This is a genomic window from Candidatus Accumulibacter sp. ACC012, from assembly GCF_907163155.1.
GTDB lineage: Bacteria > Pseudomonadota > Gammaproteobacteria > Burkholderiales > Rhodocyclaceae > Accumulibacter > Accumulibacter delftensis.
In genome coordinates this window covers 95250-121038 of sequence record NZ_CAJQUC010000025.1, presented here as the reverse complement: position 1 = coordinate 121038, position 25789 = coordinate 95250, and the positions used below count along the sequence as shown (strand labels likewise).

The window sequence follows — 25789 nt, the reverse complement described above, 5'->3', positions numbered from 1 at the left end:
GCCAGTGGTGGATCAGAAGGTCAGGGCGTCCCAGGGTCAGGACGCAAATTGACTGTCCACGATGGCGGCCAGCAGCACCAGTGTCAACTGGATCAATGAAGCGTGAAAGCAGGCCATCGCCGATTTGCGGTGGGTGTCGCGAGTCAGCAGCCAGGCTTTGTGGATGAACAGGAAGCCACCGCTGGCGGCGCCGACGAAGTAGATCGCACCGAGTCCGAAAGCCAGTGGAATGAAGGAGGCGGCGACCAGCGCCAGGGTGCTGAAGAAAATCGTTTTCGCCGCCCGCTGCTCACCAACCACCACTGGCAGCATCGGCACGCCGGCGGCGGCGTAGTCGTCACGGAACGCGATGGCCAGACTCCAGAAGTGCGGTGGCGTCCACAGGAAGAGTACCAGCGCCAGCGCCAGAGGCACGGCGCCGAGTTGCGGGTCGGCCGCCGTCGCCCCGGCGAGGACTGCCCAGCTCCCGGCCAGGCCGCCGAAAACGATGTTCAGCCAGGTGCGGCGCTTGAGCCAGACGGTATAGACGATGGCGTAGAAGAAGGCGCCGAGGAAGACGAAGAGCGCTGACCAGGCATTGAGCGCGATCCAGGCGGCGCCGACCGAAAGCACCATCAAGGCAGCAATCAGCAGCAGCCAGATGGGACCATGGCGCAGTTCGCCGGTGACGAAGGGGCGCTTGCTGGTGCGCGCCATCAGGTGATCGCTGTCGTGTTCGTAATACTGGTTGAAGGCACCGGCGCTGGCCGAGGAGACGAGTACCGAGAGGGTCAACACCAGCAGTTGCAAGGGGCTCAGGCTGGGGCCGGCGCCGACGGCCAGGCCGGCGAGGGCGGTAAAAGTGATGACCACGCCGATACGCAACTTGAAAAGGCCCAGAATGGCACGGAAAGGAAAGCCGGAAGTGCTGTTCGGTGGGAGCGTGGAGTGCATGAGTCTCGGTGGCGCAGCGAAGGGAAAAGAAGAGGCAGGAGTTGGCGCGAAATCGCCCCGGGGGCGAAGGGTCAGACCTGCTTGAATCGAGCCTGGAGCATTGTCCCGGGCCCGATTGAGGCAGGCCCCCACGCCAGGGGCGTGGGGGAGCGCTCGATCAGCTGAGCAGCCAGACTTCGGACAGGTACTTCCAGTTGACGAAGTAGTAGAGCACGAAGGACACGAAGAGCAGCAAGGCCAGGACGACGGTCCCAGGGACCGGTATGTGGTCGCTGCCGTGCGCGACGGCCGAGGCCGCTTGCGTGTTGCCCGGGATCGGGGTCGGCTTGTCGGAGACCTTGCCGCCGTCGAGCTTCTTGCCGAACAGCAGCGAGCCGACGATGAGCAGGATCCACAGGCCACCACCGATGACGGCGATGACCCCGAAGATACCGGTCAGGCCCATCATCAGGTAGGCAGCACCCGGCCATTCATACTGGAACGGTGCGCCGGAGAAGGCCATGTCCCAGTGCCGGCGGGAAACGCCCAGCGTACCGGCGCCCATCATCACCAGGCCGAGAATGCCCATGCTGATGCCGTACAGGTAGGGCTGGATCTGGCACAGCTTCGGCAGGATCAGTTCGCGCCGGAAGAGCACCGGAACCAGCAGGAAGGTGATCGACATGAAGGCCAGCGTCGTGCCGCTGACAACCGTGGTGTGGAAGTGGCCGGGAACGTAGAAGGTGTTGTGCATCAGCATGTTGATCTGCTCGGTACCGAGGACGACACCAGAGATGCCGCCGAGGAAGCCGAAGCTGACCAGCGAGATGAACATGCCCGAGAACACCGGGTTGCCCCAGGGTGCCTTGCGCAGCCATTCGAACATGCCGTTGGTGAAACCTCTGCGCCGTTGCGCCGCTTCGATTGCGCCAGGGACCGTGAAGCCGTGGATCATCGAGGCCATCACCGCGAAGTACATGAAGTACGAGGTGTTGAGCACTTTCCACTCGGCGCTCATGCCCGGGTCGGACAGCAGGTGGTGCGCGCTGGCCAGTTGCAGGAAGAGGATGTAGAGCAGGAAGGCAAAACGCGAGACTTTCTCGGACAGCGGCTTGGCGTTGAAGAGCACGGCGGCAGTCAGATACCAGACCGAGACATGCGCGGCAACGTTGATTTGCTGCGACGAGTGTCCCAGGCCCCACCAGATCATGCGGTACAACTGGGCGTCGATTTCCTTGATCCAGCCCATCGACCAGAAGAAGGTCGGGATCAGGATGCCGGCACCGGACAGGATGGTGAAGGTGGCGATGATCGCCGCGGTCAGGGCGCCGAAAGTCACCAGCGGCAGCGAGCCCTGATAGGTCTTGTCCTTCTTGGCGACGACCAGGGTGCCGAAGAAGACGCAGGTACCGAGCAGGGCGCCGACGGCGACCAGGATGATGCCCAGGTAGAAGTGCGGCTGCGCCTGCATTGGCACATAGGAGGTGAACATGACACTTGATTCACCCTGGAAAACCGCGACGTTGGTGATGATGCCGCCAACGACCATCAGCCAGAAGCCGAGCCAGGCGATCTTCGGTGCCGCCAGTCGACAGCGCAGCAATGTCGATGAGGCAAAGTAGAGAACGGCCATTTCGAAGAACAGGATCCACAGAATCAGCATGTCGATGCCGTGGGCGGTGAGAATCAGGTAGAACTGGTCGGCCGGCAGCAGCTTGATCGCCGGCCAGCGGGTAAGGATCACCAACAGCGCGGTGACGCCGCCTACCAGCAGCCAGAGGACGCCGGCGACGGCGTTCCAGCGCATCAGTTTCTCGGCCTGGTCCTCAAACTGCATTCCCGAGATTGGACAGGTGCGGTACGTGGTTGCCATCTATTTACTCCCCCTTATTTCACGTAGATACGGCCAAGCATCCAGGAATGGCCGATGCCGCAGAATTCGTTGCAAACGATGGCATAAGTGCCTTTTTTGGTTGGTGTCATCTTCACCACGTGCTCATAACCGGGGATCACCTGGATGTTGATGTTGACCGGTTGCAGCGAGAAACCGTGGTTGTAGTCCATCGACGAGAGATGGATCTTGTAGGTTTGACCTTCCTCGAGTTCGAGGATCGGGTACCAGGCCCAGAGGCGGGCGATCAGGTAGCCGTCGCCGCCCGGCGGGACTCTCACCACCGGGATGTCCTGGTCGGTCTCGGTGCGGATGGTGTTTTCGGCGATGAACTTCTCGGCCTTGGCGGCGAACAGTTCCGGGGTGGTCTTGTAGGCCTCGTTGGACAGGTTCTGCTTACCGTATATGTGCCAGTAGATCATCATCCCGAACATGATCATCCCCCATACGAAGGCGATCGCTATCCACGCCCATTCGACCTTGTCGATGGGTTGCTTCCACCATAGCCGATCTGACGGCGGCAGAATTGCACTCATATTTCTCTCTCCCTGAGGTGACTGGCTGTTTTATTTGGCGACCGGCGTGTTCATGATGTCGATGATGCCCCACAGGATGTAGATCAGCCCTGGTGACGCCACACCGAGAAACAGGAGCAGAAAGTGGTTGTCCAGCAGCTTCTGCATGAACGGGATGTCGTCGTCTTTGTCGTCGACCATGGTTGAATCCTCCTTCGCTGATTGGCGCTCGTGGCGCTTGATAAGTTGCCGATAAGGTAAAATTCCTTGGGCTTGTCGGGCACAATTGGGCGAAGAATACCTGCTCTTGCCCTGCTTGTGATTTGATGCACGTCAAGAACGGGGAAAGACGGCGATGACCGGCAAAGCCAGCAATCATCAGCCTTGCAGGCATGCTCATGCGGCCGCCGGTCGCAGCCCCTGGAGCGCTCAAGGCCGCCGCCGAAGGCCTATAATTCGCGCTTCGCTTTCCTCGCTTCGCTTTCCTCTTCCCTCCCGGATCCATCGTATGAATAAAGTCGCTCGCCGGCAAGTTGCGCTGTGGTTGTTCATCTGCAGCGCCATGGTCTTCGCAATCCTGGTCGTCGGCGGCGTCACCCGCCTGACCCATTCCGGCCTGTCGATCGTCGAGTGGAAGCCGATCGTGGGCATCGTTCCGCCGCTCAACCAGGCCGAGTGGGACGAGACTTTCGAGAAATACAAGAAGACGCCGGAGTACCACAAGGTCAACCACCAGATGGGGCTCGAGGAGTTCAAGGGTATCTTCTTCTGGGAGTACTGGCACCGTGTTCTTGGACGCCTGATCGGTGTCGTCTTCCTGCTGCCCTTCCTCTATTTTTGCTGGCGACGCAAGATCGACCCGCCGCTGATGCCCAAGCTGCTCGGCATCTTCGTGCTCGGGGGCCTGCAGGGCGCGATGGGCTGGTACATGGTCAAGAGTGGCCTGGTCGATGATCCGCGCGTCAGCCAGTATCGCCTGACGGCGCATCTGTCGCTGGCCTTCCTGATTTTCGTGGCCATGATGTGGCTGGCGCTCGGCCTGCTCAGCGAGCGCGTGCGCGTGACCACCGACGCGACATTAAAGGGTTTGCAGCGCTTCGCCTTCTGGCTGGCGATTCTGGTGGGCTACATGGTGGTCAGCGGTGGTCTGGTCGCCGGCATTCGGGCCGGCAAGGCCTACAACAGCTTTCCGCTGATGAACGGGCATTTCCTGCCGCCGGAAAGCTTCATCATCGATCCCTGGTATCTCAATTTCTTCAACAACATGGCGCTGGTGCAGTTTGACCATCGCCTGGGGGCATGGCTGTTGGCCTTTCTGGTGCCCTGGTTGTGGTGGAAGATCAGGGCGGCCGCGCTTTCCCGTAGTGCCCGCCTGGCAGCAACTCTGGTCCTGGTAGCCGTCTTCCTGCAGATCGTGCTCGGGATCTCGACCTTGCTGCTGGCGGTTCCGGTTGGCCTCGGCGCCGCACATCAGGGGGGCGCGATGATCGTTCTCGGCCTGCTGCTGTGGTTGAATCACCAACTGCGGGTAGAGCCGGTGGCGGGCAGCGCCGCTTGATTGCCAGCCAGGCTTTGCGACTGCAGAAAATCCGGACGATTGCCTGTTGGCTGACGGCGCTGTCGCTGCTGGTGGTGCTGCTCAGCGCCTGGCTGCGCCTTGCAGCGGCCGGTCTCGGCTGTGCCGACTGGCCCGCCTGCTACGCGCAGCTGCTGAGCAGCGAGCCGCCGGCGCAGGCTTTCGGCCCGCTGCGCCTGCTGCATCGCGCTACGGCCTCGCTGGCGCTACTGCTGGTCTGCCATCTGGCGTGGCTGTGCTGGCGTCGTCCGTCGCTGCCGTCGCCGGCACGTCCGGCAAGCGCCCTGGTGTTGCTGGTGCTGGCGTTGGCGGTGCTCGGCTTCTGGAGTTCCGATCCACGGCTAGTGCTGGTTTCTTTCCTGAACATCCTCGGCGGCCTTGGCCTGGTGAGTTTCTCGTGGCGAGTGGCGCTCGCCAGCCGCCCGGAAGCAATGCTGGGCAGGGCGGTGAAGGCGCGACCCGGGCCGCCAAGGCGGCTGCTACAGCTCGGTAGCGCTGCGCTGTCGCTGACGCTGATCCTCGGTGCGCTGATCGGCGCCCGTTACGAAGCCCTGGCCTGTTTGTCCTTGCCGGATTGTATGGGCCACTGGTGGCCGACAGCAGACGGTTGGGCTGCCATGCAGGTATTTGCGGCGTTGAATGGGCCGCCGCCAGCGGGCGAAGCCGGGGGGATCAGTCTGCATCTGCTGCACCGCTGGAGTGCCTTGCTGACGCTGCTCTTGTTGGGCGGCGCTGCCTGGCAGGCGCTCGCCGATGGCGCGACGCGCAAGGCAGCCATGGCGCTGCTGCTGCTTTTGCCCGCGCAGGTGATGCTCGGGGCGCTGACCGTGATCAGCGGCTTCAGTCTGTGGCTGGCGGTCGCGCATGCCTGCTGCGCGGCCGTACTGCTCGCTACCCTAGTGAGCTTGCTGCGGCGCTGAGGGCCAGGCGCGTGGCGAAGTGTCAACGCTGCCGTCCAGCGACATCGTCCCGCGCCGATCGGCCTTGCGCCCGACGCCAGCAAACACTCAGGGGCGGCTGCTCAGTGCTTGCTGTGTTCGCTCGCCGATGAGCCGCTGGCGGTCAGGTCGCGTACTTCGGCCTGAACTTCGATCGTTTGCACGGTTTTGTCCGGGCCCTCGACCTGTAGCGTCAGCGGGATCGACTCGCCTTTCTTCAGCGGCTGCTTCAGTTTCATCAGCATCACATGGTAGCCGCCGGGTGCCAGCTGTACCGGCTTGCCGGCCGGCAGTTCGAGGCGGGTGACGGCGCGCATCTTCATGATCCCGCCGTCCATCTTCATTTCGTGGATTTCGCTGACTGCCGCGGCCGGGCTGGCGGCGCCGACGAGCGCCGCGTCCGACTTGCTGGTGATTTCCAGGAAAGCGCCGGTCGCCTGCTGGCCGGTTACCGTTCCGCGTATCCAGGCATCCTTGACCTCGACATCGGCGGCCAGCGCTGCCGTTGCGGACAGGCTGAACAGGAAGGCCATCGCCAGTTGAGTTCGTGTTGCTTTCAAGCCGTACTCCTTCATCATCATGCAAAGGCCTTGATTATAAGTGGCGGCCCGTATTGCCTCATGCGACAAGATGCCGCAGGCGCGGCATGAAGGAATCAGGGTTTCTGGCTCCAGTTGCCTTGCTCGTCCTCGATCCACCAGCCCGAGTGGAACTGCGCCTTCCAGCGCTTGATCTGCGCCGCGCGCACGGCCGGCTCGAACTGCTGGCCGCCGTGGCCTTCGGCGATCGCGTAGATCAGCGAATTGCGGTCCGGGTTTTCCTGGTCAATGAGTTTTCCGACGACCTGGAGTTGCGGCAGGTTGAGTCTACTGTCGTCACGCACCTTGATCATGCCGTCGTAACCCAGACCGATGACACCGGGATCCAAAAAATAGACCAGTCGCGAGCCTCGCTGGGCGAGGGTGTGCTTGACCAGGATCACCGGCGGCGTGCCGATATCGAGATTGATCTCCGCGCTGGGCGGTGCCGCCGCGAGCGGCAGTGATAGAAAAGTGAGGAGCAGTAGCGCGAGAAGGCGTTTCATATCATTTTTCCTGAACGATCATTGACCATCGAGTAGCCGCTTGATGTCGGCGGCGACGCTGTCGGCGGGCTCGCCGTGGCGGACCAGCAGCCGTAGCTTGCCCTGCGGGTCAAAGACGTAGCTGCCGGTACTGTGGTCGATAGAATAGGTGTCGGGCGTGCTGCCGGCCTGTTTGACGGAGAAGACCTTGAACTCCTTGGCGGCGACAGCGGTGGCGGCGTCGTCGCCGCGCAGGCCGATGAAGCTCGGATCGAAGGCGGTGACGTAGCCGGACAGCAGTTGCGCGGTATCCCGCTCCGGGTCGAGGGTGACGAAAAGGACTTGCACGCGACTGGCGCTGTCGCCGAGACGCTTGAGCACGTCACGCATCGCCAGCAGTGTCGTCGGGCAAACGTCGGGACACTGGGTATAACCGAAGAAGAGAACGATCGCCTGCCCCTTGAAATCCGCCAGCTGGCGCGGCTTGCCGTGGTGGTCGGTCAAACTCAGGGTCTTGCCCCAATCGACGCCGGTGATGTCGCTGGACTTGAAAGCCACGGGCTGAGAACACGCCGAGAGCAGCAGGGTGATGGACAGGATCAGCGTTGAAAGGATTTTCATGGTCGTCTTTGCTTGTCGCGAAAGTCTGTTGTGCAGAGTGAAGAGGGCGGCGTTGGCCAGTTGTTCGTCGCCCGTGGGTGCGGCGGCGGCGGCGCGGCTGGCGCGGCGGTTTTTCGGTCGGCAAGCGGCTTGTCTATCGTCGCCCGCCGTGGCCGACATCCTGCGCTCAGGCTGGCATTGTCCGGAGCGCGCCGGCCTGTTGCCTTGATTCAGGTTAATCATTGTCGGTCATTCTGCAGCAGCAGCTCAAGGAAATTTCCCGCCGCGTCGCCGCGAACGGGCTCTCGCGGTGGCTTCAACATGGCGGTTCGTCGCCAGGCCGGCGACAATGGGCTCAGCCGGGATCGGCAGCAGAACTTGTGGACTACCGGCAACGATGGCGATCTGAGTCGCCGCTGTTGAGAATGAAGAGGCTGGAGGGAGTTTGGAGGAAATCGCGTGAAAACTATCGGCCTGATCGGCGGCATGAGTTGGCAGTCGACGATTCCCTACTATCGGATCATTAATGAAACCGTGCAGGAACGACTCGGTGGCCTGCATTCGGCGCCGCTGCTGCTCTGCAGCGTTGATTTCCAGCCGTTGGAGGAACTCCAGCGTCGCGGTGACTGGAGCGCGGCCGGCGCCTTGATGGCGCAAGCTGCGCAGTCGCTCGACGCGGCCGGTGCCGATTTCCTCGTCTTGTGTACCAACACCATGCACCGTGTTGCGCCGGCCATCGAGGCTGCCGTCGCACTGCCCCTGCTCCATATTGCCGACCCGACGGCAGACGAAATCCAGCGTGCGGGTTTTTCCCGGGTCGGCCTGCTCGGCACGCGTTTCACGATGGAGCAGGTCTTTTACCGGGAACGGCTCCAGCAACGGCAGGGGATCGATGTCGTGCTGCCCGACGCGGCCGACCGCGAAATCGTCCATCGCGTGATCTACGACGAACTGTGCGCCGGCCAGCTGCGCGATGCGTCGCGCGACGAGTACCGGCGCATCATCAGCCGGCTGGTGGCGAAGGGCGCGCAGGCGGTAATTCTCGGCTGCACCGAGATTTCGCTCCTGGTCAATGCTGCGGATGCAGCCGTACCGCTCTTCGACACGACGCGCATTCACGCCACGACAGCGGCGGAATATGCGCTTGCCGACCGCCAGTCATTTCCCTGACTTCCCTGATCAGGCACTTCACTCCCTGGCATGACCGTTGCGCGCCCGTTGCGCGCCGCGACCGAGCAAGGCCAGCGCCTCGTTGGTGATCAGCGCAGCGAGGACCAGTGCGCCGCCGATCAGCGTGCTCGCATGCGGCGTTTCGCCGGCACCGAGCCACGCCCAGCTGATGCCGAAAAGCACTTCGAGCAGGCCGAGCAGGGCGATCTCGGGTGCCGCTAGCTGGCGCGACAGGCGTACCACCATCAGGCAGGGAAGCGCCAGTTGAACGCTGCCCAGCAAGGCCAGCAGTTGGAGATCGTGTGCCGACGCCTGCAAGGGGTAGGCCAGTGGCAAGGTGAACGCCGCCGACAGGATGGTGCCGATCAGCACCGCTGGCAACATGTCGTGGCGCGGGCCATTTGCCGGTTCGCCCTGGCCCTGGCCGACGTGCTGCAGCATCGTGAAGTTGAGCGCGGCGGCCAGCGGGACAGCCATCGCGACGATGCTTCCGGTCAATGACAGGCCAGTGCCCGCATCCTTCCAGAACATCCCGGCGATGCCCACGCCAGCCACGCCAATTGCCGCCCAGGTTCTGGCCGGCAGCCGGTGCTGCAGGAAAATGCGTGCGAACAGGGCGGTCATCAGCGGGGCGATGGCCATGCTGATGAGCACGTTGGCGACCGTGGTCAGGCTTATCGCGAGCATGAAAGCGGTGGCCATCACCGACCAGCACAGGCCCGAGAACCAGACCGGCCAGCGCGCTTTCGCCAGACCACGCCACATTCCCGGCCCGCGCATGAGCGTCAGCGCCACACTCAAAGCCAGCGCCGCGAAGAGGCTGCGCCAGAAGGTGATCTCGAAGCTGGCAGCGTTATCGAGCTGGCGAGCGACAACGCCGGCGATGCTCCACAGCAGCGTGGCCAGGACCATCAGAGCAACAGCACGGCGGTGCGACATTTTGGCACTTCCTGCCGCGAAGTCGTCGCGGCCCGGGGGGAAAGGCCGGCATTGTGCAGGATTTCATACCCTTTGCGCTTGCCAAGTCGCGAGCATGGCTCCGCAACGTCGGCGGCCGGTACCCATACGTGGAGTGGTGGGTGGCGAGCGGCATAGCGAGGCGATTCGTTTGCAAGTGGCAGTGCAGCGCCTACTTCTGCTGCATGCGGTTGAGGTAATCGATCAGCGCGAACAGGCGTCCACGGACATGGGAATTGGCGTTGTGTTGCCTCTCGAAGGAGCGCTCGGCGGATTTGAGCGGATAGTCGTTTCCCCGGATCAACATCTCACTCGATCCCTGCACTTTGACCTCTTTTCGTCCTTCGATCACGCTATAGACACTTGCGAAGGGAAAAACCCCGCCGTTGCTCTTGCTCCGTCGTAACAGGGCGGGCGGCGTCACGTTCAGGAGGCTGGCATACGGCCCAGCTTCTGCATCCGCCTGCTTCCCCCCGCATTGGTTCATTTTCTCCGTGCCTCGCTGGCGGCCGGCAAGGCACTCGTTTTTTCTCGACGTCGCGAAGCAGAATCATAGGCACAATGGCGGCTGCCGGCAAACGAAGTGCTGCCGGCACTGGCTTTCCCGGACGGCGAGCGCCTCTACCGAGACAAAATGCCGCATCCGGATGTTGCTGGGGCGGCTTACAATGACGCCCTTTCGAGCACCGCTCAGTGCTCACTGAGCTAGGCAGAGTTGGCGGAGTTGGGCGAAATGTCGGGCCAGGTGCATGGCACAGCAGGGTACTTCGAACTGCCGGAAGAGCGCAGGCCGCCTTTCTGGAGGCTGGCTGTGCTCGTCCTGCTGGTCCTGGGCGTGCACCTCAGCGGCCTGTTTCTCGCTTTTGGAATGGTCAGCGGGCACACCCCTCCGGAGCCCTTGCCGGTGCTGACCGTGCGCGTCCTGGAACTCGCCCCGGCGCGGGCAAAAGTCGAAGAAAGCAGGACGGTCGAACCGCCAAAGGTGGCCAAGGCGCTTGAACCGCCAGCCGCGGTGGCGCTGCCAGCACCCGTCAAAGCGCCGCGAAAGCTCCACCAGCAGAAGGCGGCGCGCGCATTGCCGGTGCCTGCGAAGAAGCTATTGCCAACGCCGCCGGCGCTACTGACGGCGGCGCCTACGGCAGTTGCGGCGACTCCATTCGCCGTCGCGCCGCCCGCAGCGTCGGCGGCAGTGGCATCACCGCTGGCGCTTGCGGCGCCTCTGCCAGCGGTTGGGGCGCGATTCGACGCCGACTATCTGCGCAACCCGCCTCCCGTCTATCCGGCGGCTTCGCGGCGAATGGGTGAGGAAGGGCGTGTCGTTCTGCGCGTCATGGTCAGCGCCGAGGGCCTGCCGCTGAGCGTCGAGATCAAACAGGCGAGCGGTTTTCGACGCCTCGACGAAGCGGCCAGGGCGGCTGTCGAACGTTGGCGATTCGTCCCCGCCAGGCGCGGCGCGACGGCCATCGAGTCGTCAGTGCTGGTACCGCTACAATTCACGCTCAAGGGTTGAACAGGGAAGTGGAAGAGACTATGCGAATGGAGTTGGGATTGGCGCAGTTCTGGGCACAGGGCGATGTGGTGACGCATTCGGTGGCCACACTGTTGGTGTTGCTGTCAGTGCTCAGCTGGTATGTGATTGCCAGCAAAGCCTACGCGGTCTGGCAGGCCAAGCGTTGTCATGCGCGCGCACTGGCTTCGTTCTGGGGTGCGCCTAGCCTGCCGGCGGCGATCGAGGCGATCCGGCTGGAGGATCGCACCGGCATCTTCACCAGCATGGCGGTTGCCGGTGCCAACGCCGCCGGCTTGCACCACCAGCACTCCGATCGCGGCATCGGCGCCGGGGTCAGCGTCAGCGAGTTTGTCACGCGCTCGCTGCGCAGCCAGATCGTTGAAGCACAGGCGAGCATCGAATCCGGACTCACCTTCCTGGCTTCGGTGGGCTCGACGGCGCCGTTCATCGGCCTGTTCGGGACTGTCTGGGGTATCTACCACGCTCTGGTCGGTCTCTCGGGCGCCACCCAGGTGGTCCTCGACAAGGTCGCCGGCCCGGTCGGTGAGGCGCTGATCATGACCGCCGGTGGCCTCTTCGTGGCGATTCCGGCGGTGCTCGCCTACAACGCCTTCACCCGCGGCAATCGCCTGACGCTGGCGCGCCTGGACGGCTTTGCGCATGACCTGCACGCCTACCTGACCACCGGTCTGCGTGGCCGGCCGGGTGACAAGCTGGTCGATCTGGGCGCCGTTCGTGCCGGGCGTAGCGCCTGAACAAGGGGGAGGGCAGCATGGCATTCGGTTCATTCGAAAACAGTGGCAGCAGCCAGCCGATGGCGGAAATCAATACCACGCCGCTGGTCGACGTGATGCTGGTGCTGCTGGTGATCTTCATCATCACCGCACCGCTCTTTCACGAAGCCCTGCCGATCGACCTGCCGCGCGTCGATGCCAGCCGGCTCGATGATCCACCGCAAGTGTTGTCGGTGGCCATCGACGCTGCCGGTGACGTTTTCATCGACGGCCAGGCGGTCGAGCGCAGCGACATGGCGGCGCGCTTCCTGGCCATCAACGCCGCTGGCGGACAGCCCGAACTACATCTGCGCGCCGACCGTGGAACGCGCTACGAGCGCGTCACCGAGGTGCTTGCCGGCGCGCAGCGTGCGGGTCTGGTGAAAATCGCCTTCGTGACCGAGCCGACGCCCTAGCCGGTGGGTCTGCGGGCCTGCTGCCAGCCTGGACAGCCGCGCTTGGCAAAGTGCAGGGCGCTGTCGTCGAAAACGAGTTGCGGGTTGACAGCAGCCGCAAGCATCCGGATAATGCGCGGCGCTGGTGGTCGCGAATCTTTCGATTCGTAGCGGGTCTTCCCGACGCGTCGAGCGGCACCAGAAATGCTTCCAAGCGGGAGTAGCTCAGTTGGTAGAGCGATACCTTGCCAAGGTATAGGTCGAGAGTTCGAGACTCTTCTCCCGCTCCAGATATCGAAGGGAAAGTGCGTAAAGCACTTTCCCTTTCTTTCATTTCGGGGCAGGTATAATGGCTTGCATCGCCCGGATGGTGGAATAGGTAGACACAAGAGACTTAAAATCTCTCGGCCTTGCGGCTGTGCCGGTTCGATCCCGGCTCCGGGCACGATCCCTTTACTGCAGGCTTTCTGCGCTGGTTCCCGATGATCATTTTCGATCTTTCCTGTCAGCACGAGCATCGCTTCGAAGGCTGGTTCCAGTCGCGCGAGGATTTCGACAGCCAGTCATTGCGTTCGCTGATCAGCTGCCCGGACTGTGGTTCGCTGCAGGTTCGTCGGGTGCCGTCGGCGCTGCATGTGGGTCGTCAGTCGAAGAGTTCGGAAGTGGCTCCGCCACCCATGCCACCCATGTCAGCCGCGTCAAGTGCGACCGTCGCCGCTCCCGTTCCGTCGTCGCCGGCGATCGATCCGCGTGCCGGCGCGCGTTCCTCCCTTCAACAACTGACGACCATGCTGCTTGCCAATTGCGAGGACGTCGGCGAGCACTTCGCCGAAGAGGCCAGAAAGATCCACTACCTGGAGACGCCGGAGCGCTCGATTCGGGGGCAGGCGAGCGACGAGGAATATGAGGCATTGCGTGAGGAGGGGGTCGAAGTCCTCCGTTTGCCGCGCCTGAAAGTGAAAGACCTGCACTGACATACGGCCGATGGCAAGCTGTTGCGCGACTATCACATTAACGATTGAGGAGAGTTGTCGATGATCAAAGCACGTGCTGCCATTGCCTGGGCGGCGGGACAGCCTCTGGAAATTACCGAAGTCGACGTCGAGGCGCCGCGCAGTGGCGAGGTGCTGGTGCGCATCGTCGCTACCGGCGTTTGCCATACCGATGCGTTTACGCTCTCCGGTGCCGATCCCGAAGGGATTTTTCCAAGCATTCTTGGCCACGAGGGCGGCGGCGTCGTCGAGGCCATCGGGCCCGGCGTGACTTCGGTCGCGGTCGGTGATCACGTGATTCCGCTGTACACGCCCGAGTGCGGGCAATGCAAGTTCTGTACCTCGGGCAAGACCAATCTCTGCCAGGCGATTCGCGCCACGCAGGGCAAGGGCCTGATGCCCGACGGCAGCAGCCGTTTCGCGCACCGGGGCAAGCCGATTTTCCATTACATGGGCACGTCGACCTTCAGCGAGTACACCGTGCTGCCGGAAATCTCGCTGGCCAGGATCGCCAAGGATGCGCCGCTGGAGAAGGTCTGTCTGCTCGGCTGTGGCGTGACCACCGGCATTGGTGCGGTGGTCAATACCGCCAAGGTCGAGCCGGGGGCAACGGTGGCGATTTTTGGCCTTGGGGGTATCGGCCTGTCGGCAGTGATCGGTGCGGTGATGGCCAAGGCGGCGCGGATCGTTGCCATCGACACCAACCCGGGAAAATTTGCCATTGCCCGGCAACTGGGGGCGACCGACTGCATCAATCCGGTGGATTACGACCGCCCGATCCAGGACGTGATTGTCGACCTGACCGATGGCGGCGTCGACTACTCCTTCGAGTGCATCGGCAATGTCAAGGTCATGCGCGCGGCGCTCGAGTGCTGTCACAAGGGCTGGGGCGAAGCGGTGATCATCGGCGTCGCCGGCGCTGGCGAGGAAATCTCGACGCGACCCTTCCAGCTGGTGACGGGCCGCGTCTGGCGGGGGTCGGCGTTTGGCGGCGTGCGTGGCCGCAGCGAACTGCCCGGCTATGTCGCCCGCGCGCAAAACGGCGAGATTCCGCTTGATACCTTCATTACGCACACCATGGGGCTGGAGGACATCAACCACGCTTTCGAGCTGATGCACGCCGGCAAGAGCATCCGCTCGGTGATCCACTTCTGACGGCCATGACGGTGACTGCCGGGGCGCTCGAAGAGATCGCTGCCAATTGCTGTTTCGATGGCTGGCAGCGCCGTTATCGGCATTACTCGGCGACGCTGCGCTGCGAGATGGTGTTTGCCGTCTATCTGCCGCCACAGGCCGAGCTGGGCACGGTGCCGGCGCTGTACTGGCTCTCCGGCTTGACCTGCAGCGACGAGAACTTCGTCCACAAAGGGGGCGCCCAGCGCCTTGCGGCCGAACTGGGCGTGGCCATCATCGCGCCCGACACCAGCCCGCGTGGTGCGCAGGTACCCGGCGATCCGGAAGGCGCCTGGGATTTCGGCCACGGCGCCGGTTTCTACCTCAACGCCACGCAACAGCCCTGGGCCGAGAACTATCGGATGCACGACTACGTGGTCTGGGAGTTGCCGGCGCTGCTCGAAGAGCTGCTGCCGATCGACGCGCGGCGCGGCATCAGCGGTCACTCGATGGGCGGCCACGGTGCGCTGATCTGTGCGCTGCGCAACCCCGGCCGTTATCGCTCGCTGTCGGCTTTTGCACCGATCAGCCACGCCCTCGACAGCCCCTGGGGGCAGAAAGCTTTCGCCGCTTACCTCGGTGAAGATCGAGCCAGCTGGAAAGAGTGGGATGCTTGCGAACTGATCGCCCGAGGCGGCGAGCGCCTGCCTCTGTTGGTCGATCAGGGCGCGGCCGACGGTTTTCTGGTCGCGCAACTGCAGCCCGAGAAGTTGCGTCAGGCTTGCGCGGCTGCCGGCCATCCGCTCCGCCTGCGGGTGCACCCTGGTTACGACCACAGCTACTACTTCATCGCCAGCTTCATCGACGATCACCTGCGCCATCACGCCCTGGCCTTGCTCGCCCCCTGAGCTGGGCGTCAGCTGGCGACGACGACCCGGTTGCGGCCTTCGTTCTTGGCCTGGTAGAGCGCTGTGTCGGCGGCCTGGATCAGCGCCTGACTGTTTTTGTCGGAAGCGCTGGCGGACGCTACGCCGATGCTCACGGTGACTGGCAGAGTCTGATGGTTCCACAGGAAGTTGTACTTTTCGACGAAGGCCCGGATGCGTTCGGCGATCTGCGCTGCGGCGCGCACGCTGGCATTGGGCAGCACCGCGGCGAACTCCTCGCCACCGTAGCGAAAAACCAGGTCTTCGCCACGTGAGGTGCGCTTGAGGAGGTCCGCGAGCTGGCGCAGGACGGCGTCGCCGGCGGGGTGTCCGTGGCTGTCGTTGATGCGCTTGAAGTGGTCGATGTCAAGCAGCAGGAAGGCCATGGGTAGCGCGTTGGACTGTGCGAATGCCCATTCGGAAGCCAGGAAGTCGAGGCCGTGGCGTCGGTTCGGGAGTTGCGTCAGGGTATCGGTCAGCGCCTCCTGCAGCAGGCGCTTGTGGGCGACGGCGAACTCGCCGGTCGAACGCATGATGCCGCGGCGCTCGCGTTGAATCTCCTCGCGCAGCAGGATCATGCGCGTGGCGGTATTGAGGCGCACGCGCAAGGTCTGGACGGTCAGCGGTTTGACCAGTACGTCGTCGGCGCCCGCGTCGATGGCTTCGATGATATGGCCCTCGCTATCCGGCGATGCCAGGAGCAGGGCGTAGGTCTCCTTGCCGGCACTGGTCTGGCGCAGGATGCGGCAGAAGACGGCCGGCTTGAGGCCGGGCATCGACATGTCGGCAATGACGATCTGGGCGGGCTGACGCAGCGCCTGCTTCAGGCCTTCGGGGCTGCTGTCCAGCAGCACTGGCAGATGTCCGAGACTTTCGATCTGTTCCATCAAGGCGGGCAGCTCGGGCGCCGGAACGCCGAGGATCTGCACCTGCAGGCGCGGCGCAGCCGCTTTGCCGCTGTGTTCGGGACTGGCGGCGCTGACCCGTCGGCTCGGCGGGCTGGCGGCGAGGATTTCGGCGAAGGGCGGCAGCTCCTGCGTGCGTACCTGCAGCGTCGCTCCCCACTCACGCCAGCGCCGCGCCATGCGGTCGACCATTTCGTTGAGCGCGTCACCGCTGACTCCCAGGCGCGCGGCCCGGGTCAGCAGACCCGGCAGCAGGCTCCAGCGTGCCTCCTCGTCGGCCATGCAGATTTCGGCCAGCGAGCAGGCAAAATTGAGCGAGTGGGTCAGCGTCTGCAAACGCGAGCCATCCGGAAAACCGGCGACATCGGGTTGCTCCTGATGGTAGGCGGCCTGGATCAGCATGTCCGGCAAGCCCCACTCGGCGAGCATGGTGGCGCCAAGCTGGCGATGGTCCATGGCGAAGCGTTCACGCTCGAGAGTGGCCAGATCCTGATGCAGCTCCTTCACCGCGATCAGTACCTCGGCGTACTCGTCGGGGTACAGCGAGGCCATCGCCAATTCGCCGACCCGGGTCAGCAGGCCGATGGTGAAGATGTCTTCGCTCGAAATCTGTGCGAAACGGGCGAGTTCCTGGCAAGCGATGCCGGTGGCCAGCGAATGGCCCCAGAAAGCGGTGTAATCGAATTCGACGCACTGGCCGCTCTTGTGGCTGTGCATCACCGACAGCCCGATCACCAGATCGCGGACCTTGAACGATCCGAGGGCGACAATCGCCCGTTGCAGGGAAACAATCGGCCGCGTGCGGCCAAAGGCGGCGGCGTTGGCGAACTTGAGCAGGCGTCCGGCAATCGCCGGATCCGACTGCACCAGTCGCACCAGTTCCGTAACCCGGAAATCGTCCCGTTGCAGAAGGGTGATGATCGCGAAGGCGACGCCTTTCGGCGACGGCAGCTTGCCCGTCGCCTTCATCAAACGGTAGCGTTCGGGGTCGACGAAGCTGATCAAGAAAGTTTCGAGTCCGGCATTTGCCGGCGATTATGCTACAAAACGCAGGTCATCGGCGGATGACGATGGCGCAAGATCCGCTCAGGCATGATGATCTGTGAGCCGCGGCAGGGCGTCGCGCCGCGGCCTCCCGTTCGTTCCCAGTAGCTCGGTGTCGGGCGATCGTGCTGCTGCTGGTTTTCATGGCTCGTCTCCATGCAGCGCGGTGATCAGGGCTGGGTCGTCCGCGCTGGCCTTGCCAACGCGGGGGCTGACCGGCCAGCTTTGCAGGACGCCGTCCGGGCAGGGGCGGATCAGCGCTGCCGCCTGGTCGACCGGGGCGCTCAGCCAGTCCTGCCAGTGTTCGGGAGCAAGAATCAGCGGCATGCGCTCGTGGATTGCCTGCAGGCCCTGGTTGGCGGCGGTGGTGACGATGCAGCAGCTGCGGATCACTTCGCCGCTCGGTGCGGTCCAGGCTTCCCAGAGTCCACCGAAGGCCATCACTTCACCCGATTGCAGAGAGGTGTAGAAGGGCTGTTTGCGTGCCGAGCCAGGTCGCGCGGCGACTTTTTGCCATTCGTAGAAACCGCTGGCCGGAAGCAGGCAGCGGCGCTTGCGGAAAGCGTCGCGAAAGGCGGCTGTTGCGGCCAGCGCGGCCAATGGCTCGCCGCGGGCGTTGATCAGGCGGGCAGCGATTGCCGGGTCTTTCGCCCAGTGCGGCAAGAGCCCCCAGCGCAGCCGGTGGAGAACGCGTTGCCCCTCTGGCGACTGGCGAATGACCGCGACGTCACTGGTCGGGGCGATGTTGTAGCGGGCGCTCAGCTCGACGCATTCGTCGAGGGCGAAGCGTCGTGAGAGCTGCGAGCGCGGGGCATCGAGGGCATAGCGTCCACACATGGTCCGAGTTTAGCAGGGTCCGCCGAGGCGGCGAAGCGGTGCTGCTCGCTGGCATCGCCGAGTAGCGCCCAGGACGCGTGCGGCGTTTTTCTTGATCGGCAGCATGGGCGGGAGCCAGGGCGGCTGCGTATAATCTTGGCGCCATGTCTTGCCGTTCACAGTGACCCACGCCTCGTCTTCCCTTCTGCCGACAAAAAAACTGCGCCTTTTCCAGAGAGGCGCAGCCCGTTCGTGCGCTGGCTGCATGCGAACGCAGGCCAGCACCCCTCGGAGCTCGCTTTGCTGAGCACGCGCGGCGAATGGCGCTACGACGAATTGGCGTCTCTGGCTGAGCGCGCTGGTGGCTTTCTCCGTGCGCAAGGGCTGGCGGCTGGCGACGCCGTGGCCATCGCCGCGGGCGCTGGCGAACTGGCGCTCGCGGCGCTGGCCTGTGCGACGGCGAAAGTGGCTTTTCTGCCGCTCGATCCGCTCCTCGCCGAGGCCGCCTGGCCGAGGCTGCAAGCGCTTGCTGGCGGTCGCCTGCAGCGGCTTTCGCCGCTGCCCGATAGCCTGGACCTTTCACCCGCAGCTTCCCCGTCGCTCGCTGCTGGGCACGGGAGGAGCAAGGCAGGCGACGCGCCCAATGACGCCAGTGTTGCCGATGCGGCCACCGATCTGGCGCTGCTGATTGCCACCAGTGGCAGTGAGGGCGCGCCCAAGGTGGTGATGCTCAGCGAGGCCAATATCGACGCCGCCGCCGCGGCTGCGAACGAGCGCCTGCCGCTACACCCCGGAGACCTTTGGCTGGCCTGTCTGCCGCTGCATCACATCGGCGGTATCGCCATCCTTGGCCGGTGTTTGCGCGCCGCGGCGACGCTGCTCTTGCATGACGGTTTTTCGGCGGCTGCCGTTTGGGACGATCTGCACGCCCGCCCTGTCAGTCACCTGTCGCTGGTTCCGGCGATGTTGGCGCGCCTGCTTGACGTGGCGCAGGGCGCGTCGCCGCCGCGCAGTCTGCGCCATGCACTGATCGGTGGCGCGGCCTTGTCGCGGCCGCTCTGCGAGCGCGCCCTGGCGAGCGGCTGGCCGATCTGCCCGAGCTGGGGAATGAGCGAGTCGACGGCGCAGGCGGCGACGCTGCTACGGCCGGATGGCAACTGGCAGGCGGGCCAGGTCGGTCACTTGCTGAGCGGGCTGCGCGCCCGGGTGGCTGCCGACGGGCGTCTCCATTTACACGGCGCGCAGGTCATGGCCGGCTACCTGAACCCGGCCTGGCAGCGCGGTGACGGCCTTGAAGACGGCTGGTTGCCGACCGCTGACCTGGGCCGTTTCGACGCCGACGGACGGCTCAGCATTCTCGGCCGTGCCGACGACATGCTGATCAGCGGCGGCGTCAACGTGCACCCGCTCGAAGTCGAGTCCTGCCTGGCGGCTTGCCCCGGCGTCATCGACGTCGCGGTGACCGCCGTTGCCGATCCGCTCTGGGGTGACCTGCTGGTTGCCCTGATCGTCGGTCCGGCCGAGCTCGGCGCGCTGCACGACTGGAGCCGGCAGCATCTGGTGGCGGCCAAACGGCCGCGTCGGCTGCTGCGCCTGGATGCGCTGCCGCGCAACGCCATGGGCAAGATCGAACGGCGCGCCTTGCGCGAGCTCGCGCAGGTGAGTGGGTGAAAGAATGAATGAATGAATGAATGAGTGAATGAGTGAATGCATGAACCTCGCTGAGCTGCTCGATGGCCCGCGCAGTGCACTCTTGCGGCGGCGTTTGCGCGCGCGCTTGGCGGCGGCGGCGGCGCGGGGCCTGCTCAGCGTCACGCTCGATCTCGGCGCAGGGAAGGATGAGCGCTGGCTGGACGTCGATCTCGCGCAAGCGCAGCTCAACTGGTGGGCGCGGCCGACGGAGGCTGGCAGGGACAGCCCTCAGCGCACTGGCGCAGGCGGCGACTTTCGCCTCGCCATTGGCAGCGCGATGAGTTTCACGAGCGCCGGTGCGGCGCGTTTTTCGGCCTTGCAGGCCGCTTTTTCCGGTCTGGCGCCGGTCTGGGAGCACGACGACTGGCAGCACACCGGTTTCGTTCCCGCGGCGCATATCGGTTTCGCCTTCGCTGAGAACACCGAGAACACCCGGAACGCTGCCGACAGCGCCGACGACTTGCCGAACGCGCGCCTGCTGGTGCCTGCCATTTTGTTGGCCAATCGAGCGGGTCGCTGCACGGCCACTTTCAGCTGCGCGGTGCGCGAAGGTGAAAGCGCCATCGAACGCTGGCGCAGCGCTTTGCGTGCTGCTCAGTCGCCAGAGCGGGCGCCAGAGCGGACGCCAGCCCCGGCCGCTGCGGCCAGCGTCGTGCGCCGCCGCAGCGCCGCGCTGGCCGATCGGGCGTTCCTGGCGCGAGCCCGCGCCGCCCTGGCTGCGATCGCCGGCGGCGGCGTCGACAAGCTGGTTCTCGCGCGCAGCGTATACGTCGACAGCAGCAAGCGCATTGACCCGGCAGCCTTGCTGGCCGCGCTCGCCGATCGCCATCCCGAATGCACCATCTACGGCGTCGGTGAGCGCGAGCAGTGTTTTCTCGGCGCCACGCCCGAGCGTCTGGTCTCGCTGCGCCACGGCCTTGTCGAGGCCGATGCGCTCGCTGGTACGGCTTGGCCGGTGGCGGCAGCAAATCCTCGCGCAGCGAGTGTGCTGGCGCTGCAGCACGACAAGAACACCCACGAGCAGCAGTTGGTGGTCGATGCTGTTCGTGCCGCACTGCTGCCACTCTGTGCTGTGCTGGCATCGCCGACACCGGCGGAAGTGTTGCAGTTGCGTGAGCTGCAGCACTTGCGGACGCGCGTCCGCGGGCACGTGCGGCCGGGGGTCGGGCTTTTCGACCTGATTGCGTGCCTGCACCCGACGCCTGCGGTGGGCGGCGTCCCGAGCGGCGCTGCGCGGCACTGGTTGCGCAGCCACGGCGATCGCCGTGGCGCCTGGTACAGCGGTGGCATCGGCTGGATCGACCGTGACGGTGACGGTGAAGCGGTCGTCGCGCTGCGCTGCGCGCGCATAAAGGGTAGCGAAGCCGAGCTGTTCGCGGGGGCGGGTATCGTCGCCGGCTCGGACCCGGCGCAGGAATTCGCCGAAACCGAAGCCAAGATGGCGGTGATCGCCGAAGCCTTGCGCCAGCCCCTGGGCCAAGCCCTGCGCGGCGTACCTGGCCAGGTGAGCCGGAGCGCATGAGCGCCGCCGCCGACAGCGGTCTGCTCAACCTGCGCTGGGCGCAGACCTTGGTCGATGCCCTGGCCGCTGCCGGACTGCGCGACGTGGTGCTTTCGCCGGGGTCGCGTTCGAGTCCGCTGGCGCTGGCCTTCCTGCGTCAGCCGGCGATCCGCTGCCAGGTCATCCTCGACGAGCGCAGCGCCGCCTTCTGCGCGCTGGGCGTGGCCAAGGCCACGCGGCAGCCGGCGGCGTTGCTGTGTACCTCGGGTTCGGCGCCGGCGAACTGGTTTCCGGCGCTCATCGAAGCCGATCTTGGCAGCGTGCCGCTGTTGCTGCTGTCGGCCGACCGCCCGCCCGAGCTGCTCGGCTGGGGCGCCAACCAGACGATTGACCAGCAGCAGCTGTTTGGCGGGCACGTGCGTTCCTTCCATGCGCCGCCGCTGCCCGATGCCGACTTCTCACCTGCTTACCTGCAGCGCCTGGCGGCGCGGGTGCTCGCCGATAGCCGCTGGCCGCTGCCGGGTCCGGTGCATCTCAATCTGGCTTTCCGCGAACCGCTGTTGCCGGCCGGCGACCTGCTCGCGACGCATGCGGCCACGGCCTGTCCGTCGGCGATCAGCGTCGCCGCCCCGCTGCTGATGCCCAGGCCGCAGGCGATCAGCGAGACGCTGGCCGAGATTAACGCTCGTCCCGGGCTGATCGTCTGTGGTGGCGCCGACTATCCGCCGGGATTTGCCGACGCAGTGAGCGCGCTGGCCGCGCAGCTCGACTGCCCGATCCTTGCTGAACCACTGTCGAACCTGCGTTTTGGTGCGCACGACCGCAGCCGGCTCTGCGTGCGTTACGAGAGCTTCCTGCGCCAGCCATCGCCGCTCGCTGCGGCAAGGCCGGAATGGCTGCTGCGTTTCGGCGCCTTTCCTGTCACCCGTACCCTGCAGGACTGGTTGCGCAGGGCTGGGCCAGCGGTGCAGGTGGTGATCAGCCCGGACAGCCGCTGGCCGGATCCGCAGCACGCCGCCAGCAGGCTGCTTCAGGCCGATCCGCTAGAGGTTTGTCAGGCTCTGCTGGCGGGCGGCGGGAAACCCGTGCCGGCCGGCTGGCGGGACGCGTTTGCGCAGGCCGAAGCCGCCGCCGAGGCCGTGGCAAGAGCACCGTTCGTGGCCTGCGCAAACGCTGCCGAGGCGTCGGAGAACTTCGAAGGCATGCTGATTCCGGCGCTGCTCGAAATCCTGCCGGCGGGCCATCGCCTGTTCTGTGGCAACTCGCTGGCGATTCGTGACCTTGATGCCTTTTCGGGCAGCAGCGACAAGCCGCTGCGCTTCTTCGGCAATCGCGGTGCCAGCGGCATCGACGGCAATTTGTCGACTGCGCTGGGGATCGCCAGCGATGGCCCCTGCGTGGCGCTGGTCGGCGACCTGACCGCGCAGCACGATCTGAGCGCACTGGCCGCAGCCAGCGGCCGTGACATCATTGTCGTGGTGCTCAACAACGGTGGCGGTGGCATCTTCGATTATTTGCCGGTCGCCGCTTTGCCCGAGTTCGAGCGCGCTTGGCTGACCCCGCAGAGCATCAACCTGATCGCCGCCGCCCAAAGCTTCGGCAGCGCCGGCGAGCGTGTCAGTTCGTTGGCCGAATTCACGGCCAGCGTCGAGCGGGCGCTGCAGCGCGGTGGTGCGACGCTGATCGAAGTGCCGATCGATCGCCAGGCGAGCGTCGCCAGACGCCGCGAGTACTGGCGGCAGGTGGGCGCTGGGCTGAGCTGGCACGACCTCCTTGCGAAGTGCTGTTGATCAGGGATTCACTCCACCGGCGAGCGTCGTGCACTCCTGCCTCAAGGCCGCATCGCGACCTCGCCGCCGCAGGCGACGTCGTTGACGAAGGCGCGGTCGATTTTCAGTTCATCGATCGGAAATCGTTTGAGATAGCTCAAGGACGACTAGCCGGTTCCGAAATCGTCGAGCGACAGGCTGAAGCCCTGGTCGCGCAAACTGTGCAGTCGAGCGATGGTGCGTTCGGCGTCGACCATGAGCAAGGACTCGGTTAGTTCAAGGACCGGTTGCTGTGCCGAAATGCCGGCGCGCCGTACCGCATCGGCAAGTTTGTCGGCGATGTCATCCTGCTGGAAACTTGGTGATGCGATATTGTGCCAGCTTGTCGGCGAATTCGTCATAGGCGTGCCTGAGCCTGGACGGCCAGTCGCTGGCCGGCGAGCTGCCGGCGCGCAGCAGCATTTCGAGCTGCCTGGCTTGTTCGGACAGTGCCAGCGCGCCGACCGTGGCGCTCGACGACTTGAGCGTATGCACGGAACGCTGCAAGGTGGTCGCGTCGCCGCTCGCGCTCGCCGCTTCGATGGCCTCGAGGATCTGGGTGGCGTTGCTGGTGAACATATCGAGGATGCGGTCGGCGAAGGCCGGATTGCTGCCATCGGCGACCATCGGCAGAGCCTGCACCAGGCGGGGGTCGAAAGCCGCTGGCGTGTCCGGCTGAACCTGGCTGATGGACTTGGCATCGCTGGCCGCAGGCTGACCGCTGTCGCCACACGGCGCTGGCGTCGCGGGAAGGTTGCGCTCCAGTGCCGCGGCGAGTTGCGCGCGGTTGATCGGCTTGGCCAGGTAATCGGTCATGCCGGCGGCCAGGCATTGTTCGCGGTCTCCAGCCAGCGCGTTGGCGGTCAGGGCAATGATCGGACACCGGGCACGCTCCGTCTGCTGCTCTTCGCTGCGGATTTGACGAGTGGCTGCGAAGCCGTCCATGATCGGCATCTGGCAATCCATCAGGATCAGGTCGTAGATCCCCGCACGCGCCGCAACTACCGCTTGTGCGCCGTCGTGAGCACAGTCCACCTGGCATCCGAGGGTGTCGAGGATGGCGCCAGCGATCTCGCGATTGACCTCATTGTCTTCGACGAGCAGTACGCGTCCGCTCAGCCTGCGTGCCTGCTGTGAAAGCCATGCCGGTTGCGGCAGTACTTGCGTGTGCCGCTGTACCCGTTGCCGGAACCAGAAGGTCGAGCCGCGTCCAGGCTCGCTTTCGAAGCCGACCTCGCCGGCCATGCGCTGCGCCAGTTCGCGAATGATCACCAAGCCGAGACCGGTGCCGCCAAACTTGCGCGTCGTCGAATCGTCCGCCTGTGAAAAAGGCGCGAACAGCTTGTCGCGATTTTTTGGCGAGATGCCGACCCCGGTGTCGATGACTGCGTAGCACAGGGCGCAGTCCCCGGCATCTGCCGACCCCAACTCGGGCTGGGCAAGGTCTGTGCATTCGCAAGTCAGGGAGACGGCAATCGAGCCGCGTTCAGTGAACTTGACGGCGTTGCTGAGCAGGTTGCTGACGATCTGCTTGATGCGGTAGGGATCGCCGCTGACAGCCGCGGGCACGTCCGGGTCAATTACCAGGCTGAGCAGCACGCCCTTGGCCGAGGCCATTTCACGAAACGGTTGCACGACCTCCTCGACGAGTTGCTGTGGACTGAAGGCCAGATGCTCGATTTCCAGTCGACCGGACTCGATTTTCGACAGGTCGAGAACGTTGTTCAGCAGGTGCAACAGCGACTCGGCCGAAACGCGCAGGGTCTCGGTGTAGCGTCGTTGCTGTGCTGAAAGCGGCGTCTCCATGAGCAGGTCGGCCATGCCGATGACGCCGTTCATCGGGGTCCTGATTTCGTGACTCATGTTGGCCAGAAAGCGGGACTTGGCGACGTTGGCACTTTCCGCCTGTTCCTTTGCCTGGCGCAGTTGTGCGGTGCGCTGCTCGACCTGATCTTCAAGTGTCGCCCGGTGCTTGGCAAGCTCCTGGTCGCGCAGCTGGACTTCGCTGAGCATGACGTTGAAGCCGGTGATCAGGTCGCCGATCTCGTCGCGCTGATCGATCATTACCCGCTGCGCATAGTCCTTGTCGGTGCCCACCCGGTGCATCGCTTGCCTGAGCACCAGAATCGGCGCCGAAACCGAACGTTGCAGGCGCGCGGCGAGCAGCAGGGCGACGCCGAAGGCGATCAGGGCGCCACCGAGGACGACCAGCATGCGCTGGGTGATGTCCTGCCACATCGGCGTGAGATCGGATTCGATGCTCAGCGTGGCGATAACTTCCTTGCCCTGGCGGATCGGGTACTCGATCTTCAGCGAGTTGCCCCAGTAGGCGCCGGCGACGAGCGCGGCGCTGGCGCCGGGACTCGTTGCGGCCACCGGCGTCTGGTCGGCAGGATAGTGCGCGAAGAGCGTGCCGTCGTGCAGGGTGATCGAAGCGCCGCTGACTTCGGGACGAATGCGCAGGCCGGCCAGCGTTTCTCTGGCCGCAGCCGTGTCGGCGAAGGCGATCGCCGCGGTGCTGCTTGCGGCCAGAATCTCGGCCATGCCATTGAGCTTGGCCAGCTCGGCCTGACGGTTGTCGTCGATCTCCGAGCCGGCAAAGAGCAGGGTGCTGATCAGCAGACCGGCACCGACGGTCAGACCGATAATCAACATCATCTTGTTGTTCAGCGGTAAATCGCGGAAACGCATC

General features: G+C 64.7%; 24 protein-coding genes, 2 tRNA genes and 1 pseudogene. 14 read left to right on the top strand and 13 right to left on the bottom strand.

What is annotated here, in order from left to right; all coding sequences use genetic code 11:
* Nucleotides 1–36: 36 nt before the first annotated feature.
* From cyoE to QZ648_RS24040, 4 genes are all read right to left on the bottom strand, one after another.
* Nucleotides 37–933 carry a heme o synthase gene (gene cyoE / locus QZ648_RS24055; protein ID WP_169066038.1) on the bottom strand — a complete coding sequence of 299 codons (897 nt, stop codon included), beginning with the start codon at nt 931–933 and terminating at the stop codon, nt 37–39.
* A gap of 157 nt (nt 934–1090) precedes the next feature.
* Nucleotides 1091–2785, bottom strand: a complete 1695-nt coding sequence (locus tag QZ648_RS24050) for a cbb3-type cytochrome c oxidase subunit I (RefSeq protein ID WP_169066037.1) — start codon at nt 2783–2785, stop codon at nt 1091–1093.
* Nucleotides 2786–2799: 14 nt separating this feature from the next.
* The gene (locus QZ648_RS24045) at nt 2800–3339 is read right to left on the bottom strand and encodes a cytochrome c oxidase subunit II (protein ID WP_043564523.1); all 540 of its coding nucleotides are present in this window, start codon (nt 3337–3339) and stop codon (nt 2800–2802) included.
* A gap of 30 nt (nt 3340–3369) precedes the next feature.
* A complete protein-coding gene (locus tag QZ648_RS24040) occupies nt 3370–3519 on the bottom strand; it encodes a hypothetical protein (protein WP_169066036.1) in 150 nt (49 codons plus the stop codon).
* Nucleotides 3520–3826: 307 nt separating this feature from the next.
* On the opposite strand from QZ648_RS24040, the gene QZ648_RS24035 reads away from it, so the two are divergent.
* Together QZ648_RS24035 and QZ648_RS24030 are read left to right on the top strand one after the other, a co-directional pair.
* The gene (locus QZ648_RS24035) at nt 3827–4876 is read left to right on the top strand and encodes a COX15/CtaA family protein (protein WP_169066035.1); all 1050 of its coding nucleotides are present in this window, start codon (nt 3827–3829) and stop codon (nt 4874–4876) included.
* Nucleotides 4873–5814 carry a COX15/CtaA family protein gene (locus QZ648_RS24030; RefSeq protein WP_291998503.1) on the top strand — a complete coding sequence of 314 codons (942 nt, stop codon included), beginning with the start codon at nt 4873–4875 and terminating at the stop codon, nt 5812–5814. Before QZ648_RS24035 ends, QZ648_RS24030 begins: the two co-directional genes overlap by 4 nt.
* Before the next feature lie 101 nt (nt 5815–5915).
* Here the strand turns inward: QZ648_RS24030 and QZ648_RS24025 are convergent, their stop codons facing one another.
* The 3 genes from QZ648_RS24025 to QZ648_RS24015 all read right to left on the bottom strand — a co-directional run bounded on the left by QZ648_RS24025 (nt 5916) and on the right by QZ648_RS24015 (nt 7516).
* Nucleotides 5916–6410: a copper chaperone PCu(A)C gene (locus QZ648_RS24025; RefSeq protein WP_291998516.1), complete on the bottom strand. Its 495-nt coding sequence runs from the start codon at nt 6408–6410 to the stop codon at nt 5916–5918.
* A 77-nt stretch (nt 6411–6487) separates the two neighbouring features.
* Entirely contained in the window at nt 6488–6916 is a 429-nt protein-coding gene (locus QZ648_RS24020; protein ID WP_291998502.1) for a DUF1318 domain-containing protein, read from the bottom strand.
* A gap of 18 nt (nt 6917–6934) precedes the next feature.
* Entirely contained in the window at nt 6935–7516 is a 582-nt protein-coding gene (locus tag QZ648_RS24015) for an SCO family protein (RefSeq protein WP_291998515.1), read from the bottom strand.
* A gap of 438 nt (nt 7517–7954) precedes the next feature.
* Between QZ648_RS24015 and QZ648_RS24010 the strand changes: the two genes are divergently transcribed.
* Nucleotides 7955–8665 carry an aspartate/glutamate racemase family protein gene (locus tag QZ648_RS24010; protein ID WP_169066031.1) on the top strand — a complete coding sequence of 237 codons (711 nt, stop codon included), beginning with the start codon at nt 7955–7957 and terminating at the stop codon, nt 8663–8665.
* 18 nt (nt 8666–8683) lie between these two features.
* Here the strand turns inward: QZ648_RS24010 and QZ648_RS24005 are convergent, their stop codons facing one another.
* Both QZ648_RS24005 and QZ648_RS24000 read right to left on the bottom strand, forming a co-directional pair.
* Entirely contained in the window at nt 8684–9604 is a 921-nt protein-coding gene (locus QZ648_RS24005; protein ID WP_291998501.1) for a DMT family transporter, read from the bottom strand.
* Nucleotides 9605–9794: 190 nt separating this feature from the next.
* On the bottom strand, nt 9795–10109 hold the full coding sequence (locus QZ648_RS24000; RefSeq protein WP_169066029.1) for a hypothetical protein: 315 nt from the start codon (nt 10107–10109) through the stop codon (nt 9795–9797).
* Nucleotides 10110–10433: 324 nt separating this feature from the next.
* Between QZ648_RS24000 and QZ648_RS23995 the strand changes: the two genes are divergently transcribed.
* From QZ648_RS23995 to fghA, 8 genes are all read left to right on the top strand, one after another.
* The gene (locus QZ648_RS23995; protein ID WP_291998500.1) at nt 10434–11132 is read left to right on the top strand and encodes an energy transducer TonB; all 699 of its coding nucleotides are present in this window, start codon (nt 10434–10436) and stop codon (nt 11130–11132) included.
* Nucleotides 11133–11152: 20 nt separating this feature from the next.
* Nucleotides 11153–11887 (top strand): MotA/TolQ/ExbB proton channel family protein, encoded by a 735-nt coding sequence (locus tag QZ648_RS23990; RefSeq protein ID WP_169066028.1) that lies wholly within the window; start codon nt 11153–11155, stop codon nt 11885–11887.
* Between the two features lie 17 nt (nt 11888–11904).
* Nucleotides 11905–12321, top strand: a complete 417-nt coding sequence (locus tag QZ648_RS23985; RefSeq protein WP_291998499.1) for a biopolymer transporter ExbD — start codon at nt 11905–11907, stop codon at nt 12319–12321.
* Nucleotides 12322–12514: 193 nt separating this feature from the next.
* Nucleotides 12515–12590: transfer RNA gene (locus tag QZ648_RS23980), tRNA-Gly, on the top strand.
* Between the two features lie 71 nt (nt 12591–12661).
* Nucleotides 12662–12745 (top strand) — tRNA-Leu (locus QZ648_RS23975).
* A gap of 37 nt (nt 12746–12782) precedes the next feature.
* Nucleotides 12783–13274, top strand: a complete 492-nt coding sequence (locus tag QZ648_RS23970) for a DUF1178 family protein (RefSeq protein WP_291998498.1) — start codon at nt 12783–12785, stop codon at nt 13272–13274.
* A gap of 60 nt (nt 13275–13334) precedes the next feature.
* Nucleotides 13335–14447, top strand: a complete 1113-nt coding sequence (locus QZ648_RS23965) for an S-(hydroxymethyl)glutathione dehydrogenase/class III alcohol dehydrogenase (RefSeq protein WP_291998497.1) — start codon at nt 13335–13337, stop codon at nt 14445–14447.
* A gap of 5 nt (nt 14448–14452) precedes the next feature.
* Nucleotides 14453–15313 carry an S-formylglutathione hydrolase gene (gene fghA, locus QZ648_RS23960; RefSeq protein WP_169066024.1) on the top strand — a complete coding sequence of 287 codons (861 nt, stop codon included), beginning with the start codon at nt 14453–14455 and terminating at the stop codon, nt 15311–15313.
* 8 nt (nt 15314–15321) lie between these two features.
* On the opposite strand, the gene QZ648_RS23955 is transcribed toward fghA, so the two are convergent.
* Together QZ648_RS23955 and QZ648_RS23950 are read right to left on the bottom strand one after the other, a co-directional pair.
* A complete protein-coding gene (locus QZ648_RS23955; RefSeq protein WP_291998496.1) occupies nt 15322–17241 on the bottom strand; it encodes a diguanylate cyclase in 1920 nt (639 codons plus the stop codon).
* 180 nt (nt 17242–17421) lie between these two features.
* Complete coding sequence (locus QZ648_RS23950) at nt 17422–18117, bottom strand: SOS response-associated peptidase (protein ID WP_169066022.1); 696 nt, start codon at nt 18115–18117, stop codon at nt 17422–17424.
* Nucleotides 18118–18348: 231 nt separating this feature from the next.
* Here QZ648_RS23950 and QZ648_RS23945 point away from each other — a divergent pair, with 231 nt between their 5' ends.
* Genes QZ648_RS23945 through menD form a run of 3 tightly spaced genes read left to right on the top strand, consistent with a single transcriptional unit; the run spans nt 18349 to nt 23079 of the window.
* Nucleotides 18349–19767 (top strand): AMP-binding protein, encoded by a 1419-nt coding sequence (locus QZ648_RS23945; RefSeq protein WP_291998495.1) that lies wholly within the window; start codon nt 18349–18351, stop codon nt 19765–19767.
* A gap of 40 nt (nt 19768–19807) precedes the next feature.
* Complete coding sequence (locus tag QZ648_RS23940) at nt 19808–21310, top strand: isochorismate synthase (protein ID WP_169066020.1); 1503 nt, start codon at nt 19808–19810, stop codon at nt 21308–21310.
* On the top strand, nt 21307–23079 hold the full coding sequence (gene menD, locus QZ648_RS23935) for a 2-succinyl-5-enolpyruvyl-6-hydroxy-3-cyclohexene-1-carboxylic-acid synthase (protein WP_169066019.1): 1773 nt from the start codon (nt 21307–21309) through the stop codon (nt 23077–23079). Before QZ648_RS23940 ends, menD begins: the two co-directional genes overlap by 4 nt.
* A 74-nt stretch (nt 23080–23153) precedes the next feature.
* Here menD and QZ648_RS23930 read toward each other — a convergent pair.
* Both QZ648_RS23930 and QZ648_RS23925 read right to left on the bottom strand, forming a co-directional pair.
* A pseudogene (locus QZ648_RS23930) lies at nt 23154–23459 on the bottom strand (EAL domain-containing protein); the annotation flags it as partial.
* A complete protein-coding gene (locus QZ648_RS23925; RefSeq protein ID WP_291998494.1) occupies nt 23401–25788 on the bottom strand; it encodes an ATP-binding protein in 2388 nt (795 codons plus the stop codon). The pseudogene QZ648_RS23930 and the gene QZ648_RS23925, both read right to left, overlap by 59 nt.
* Nucleotide 25789: the final 1 nt, after the last annotated feature.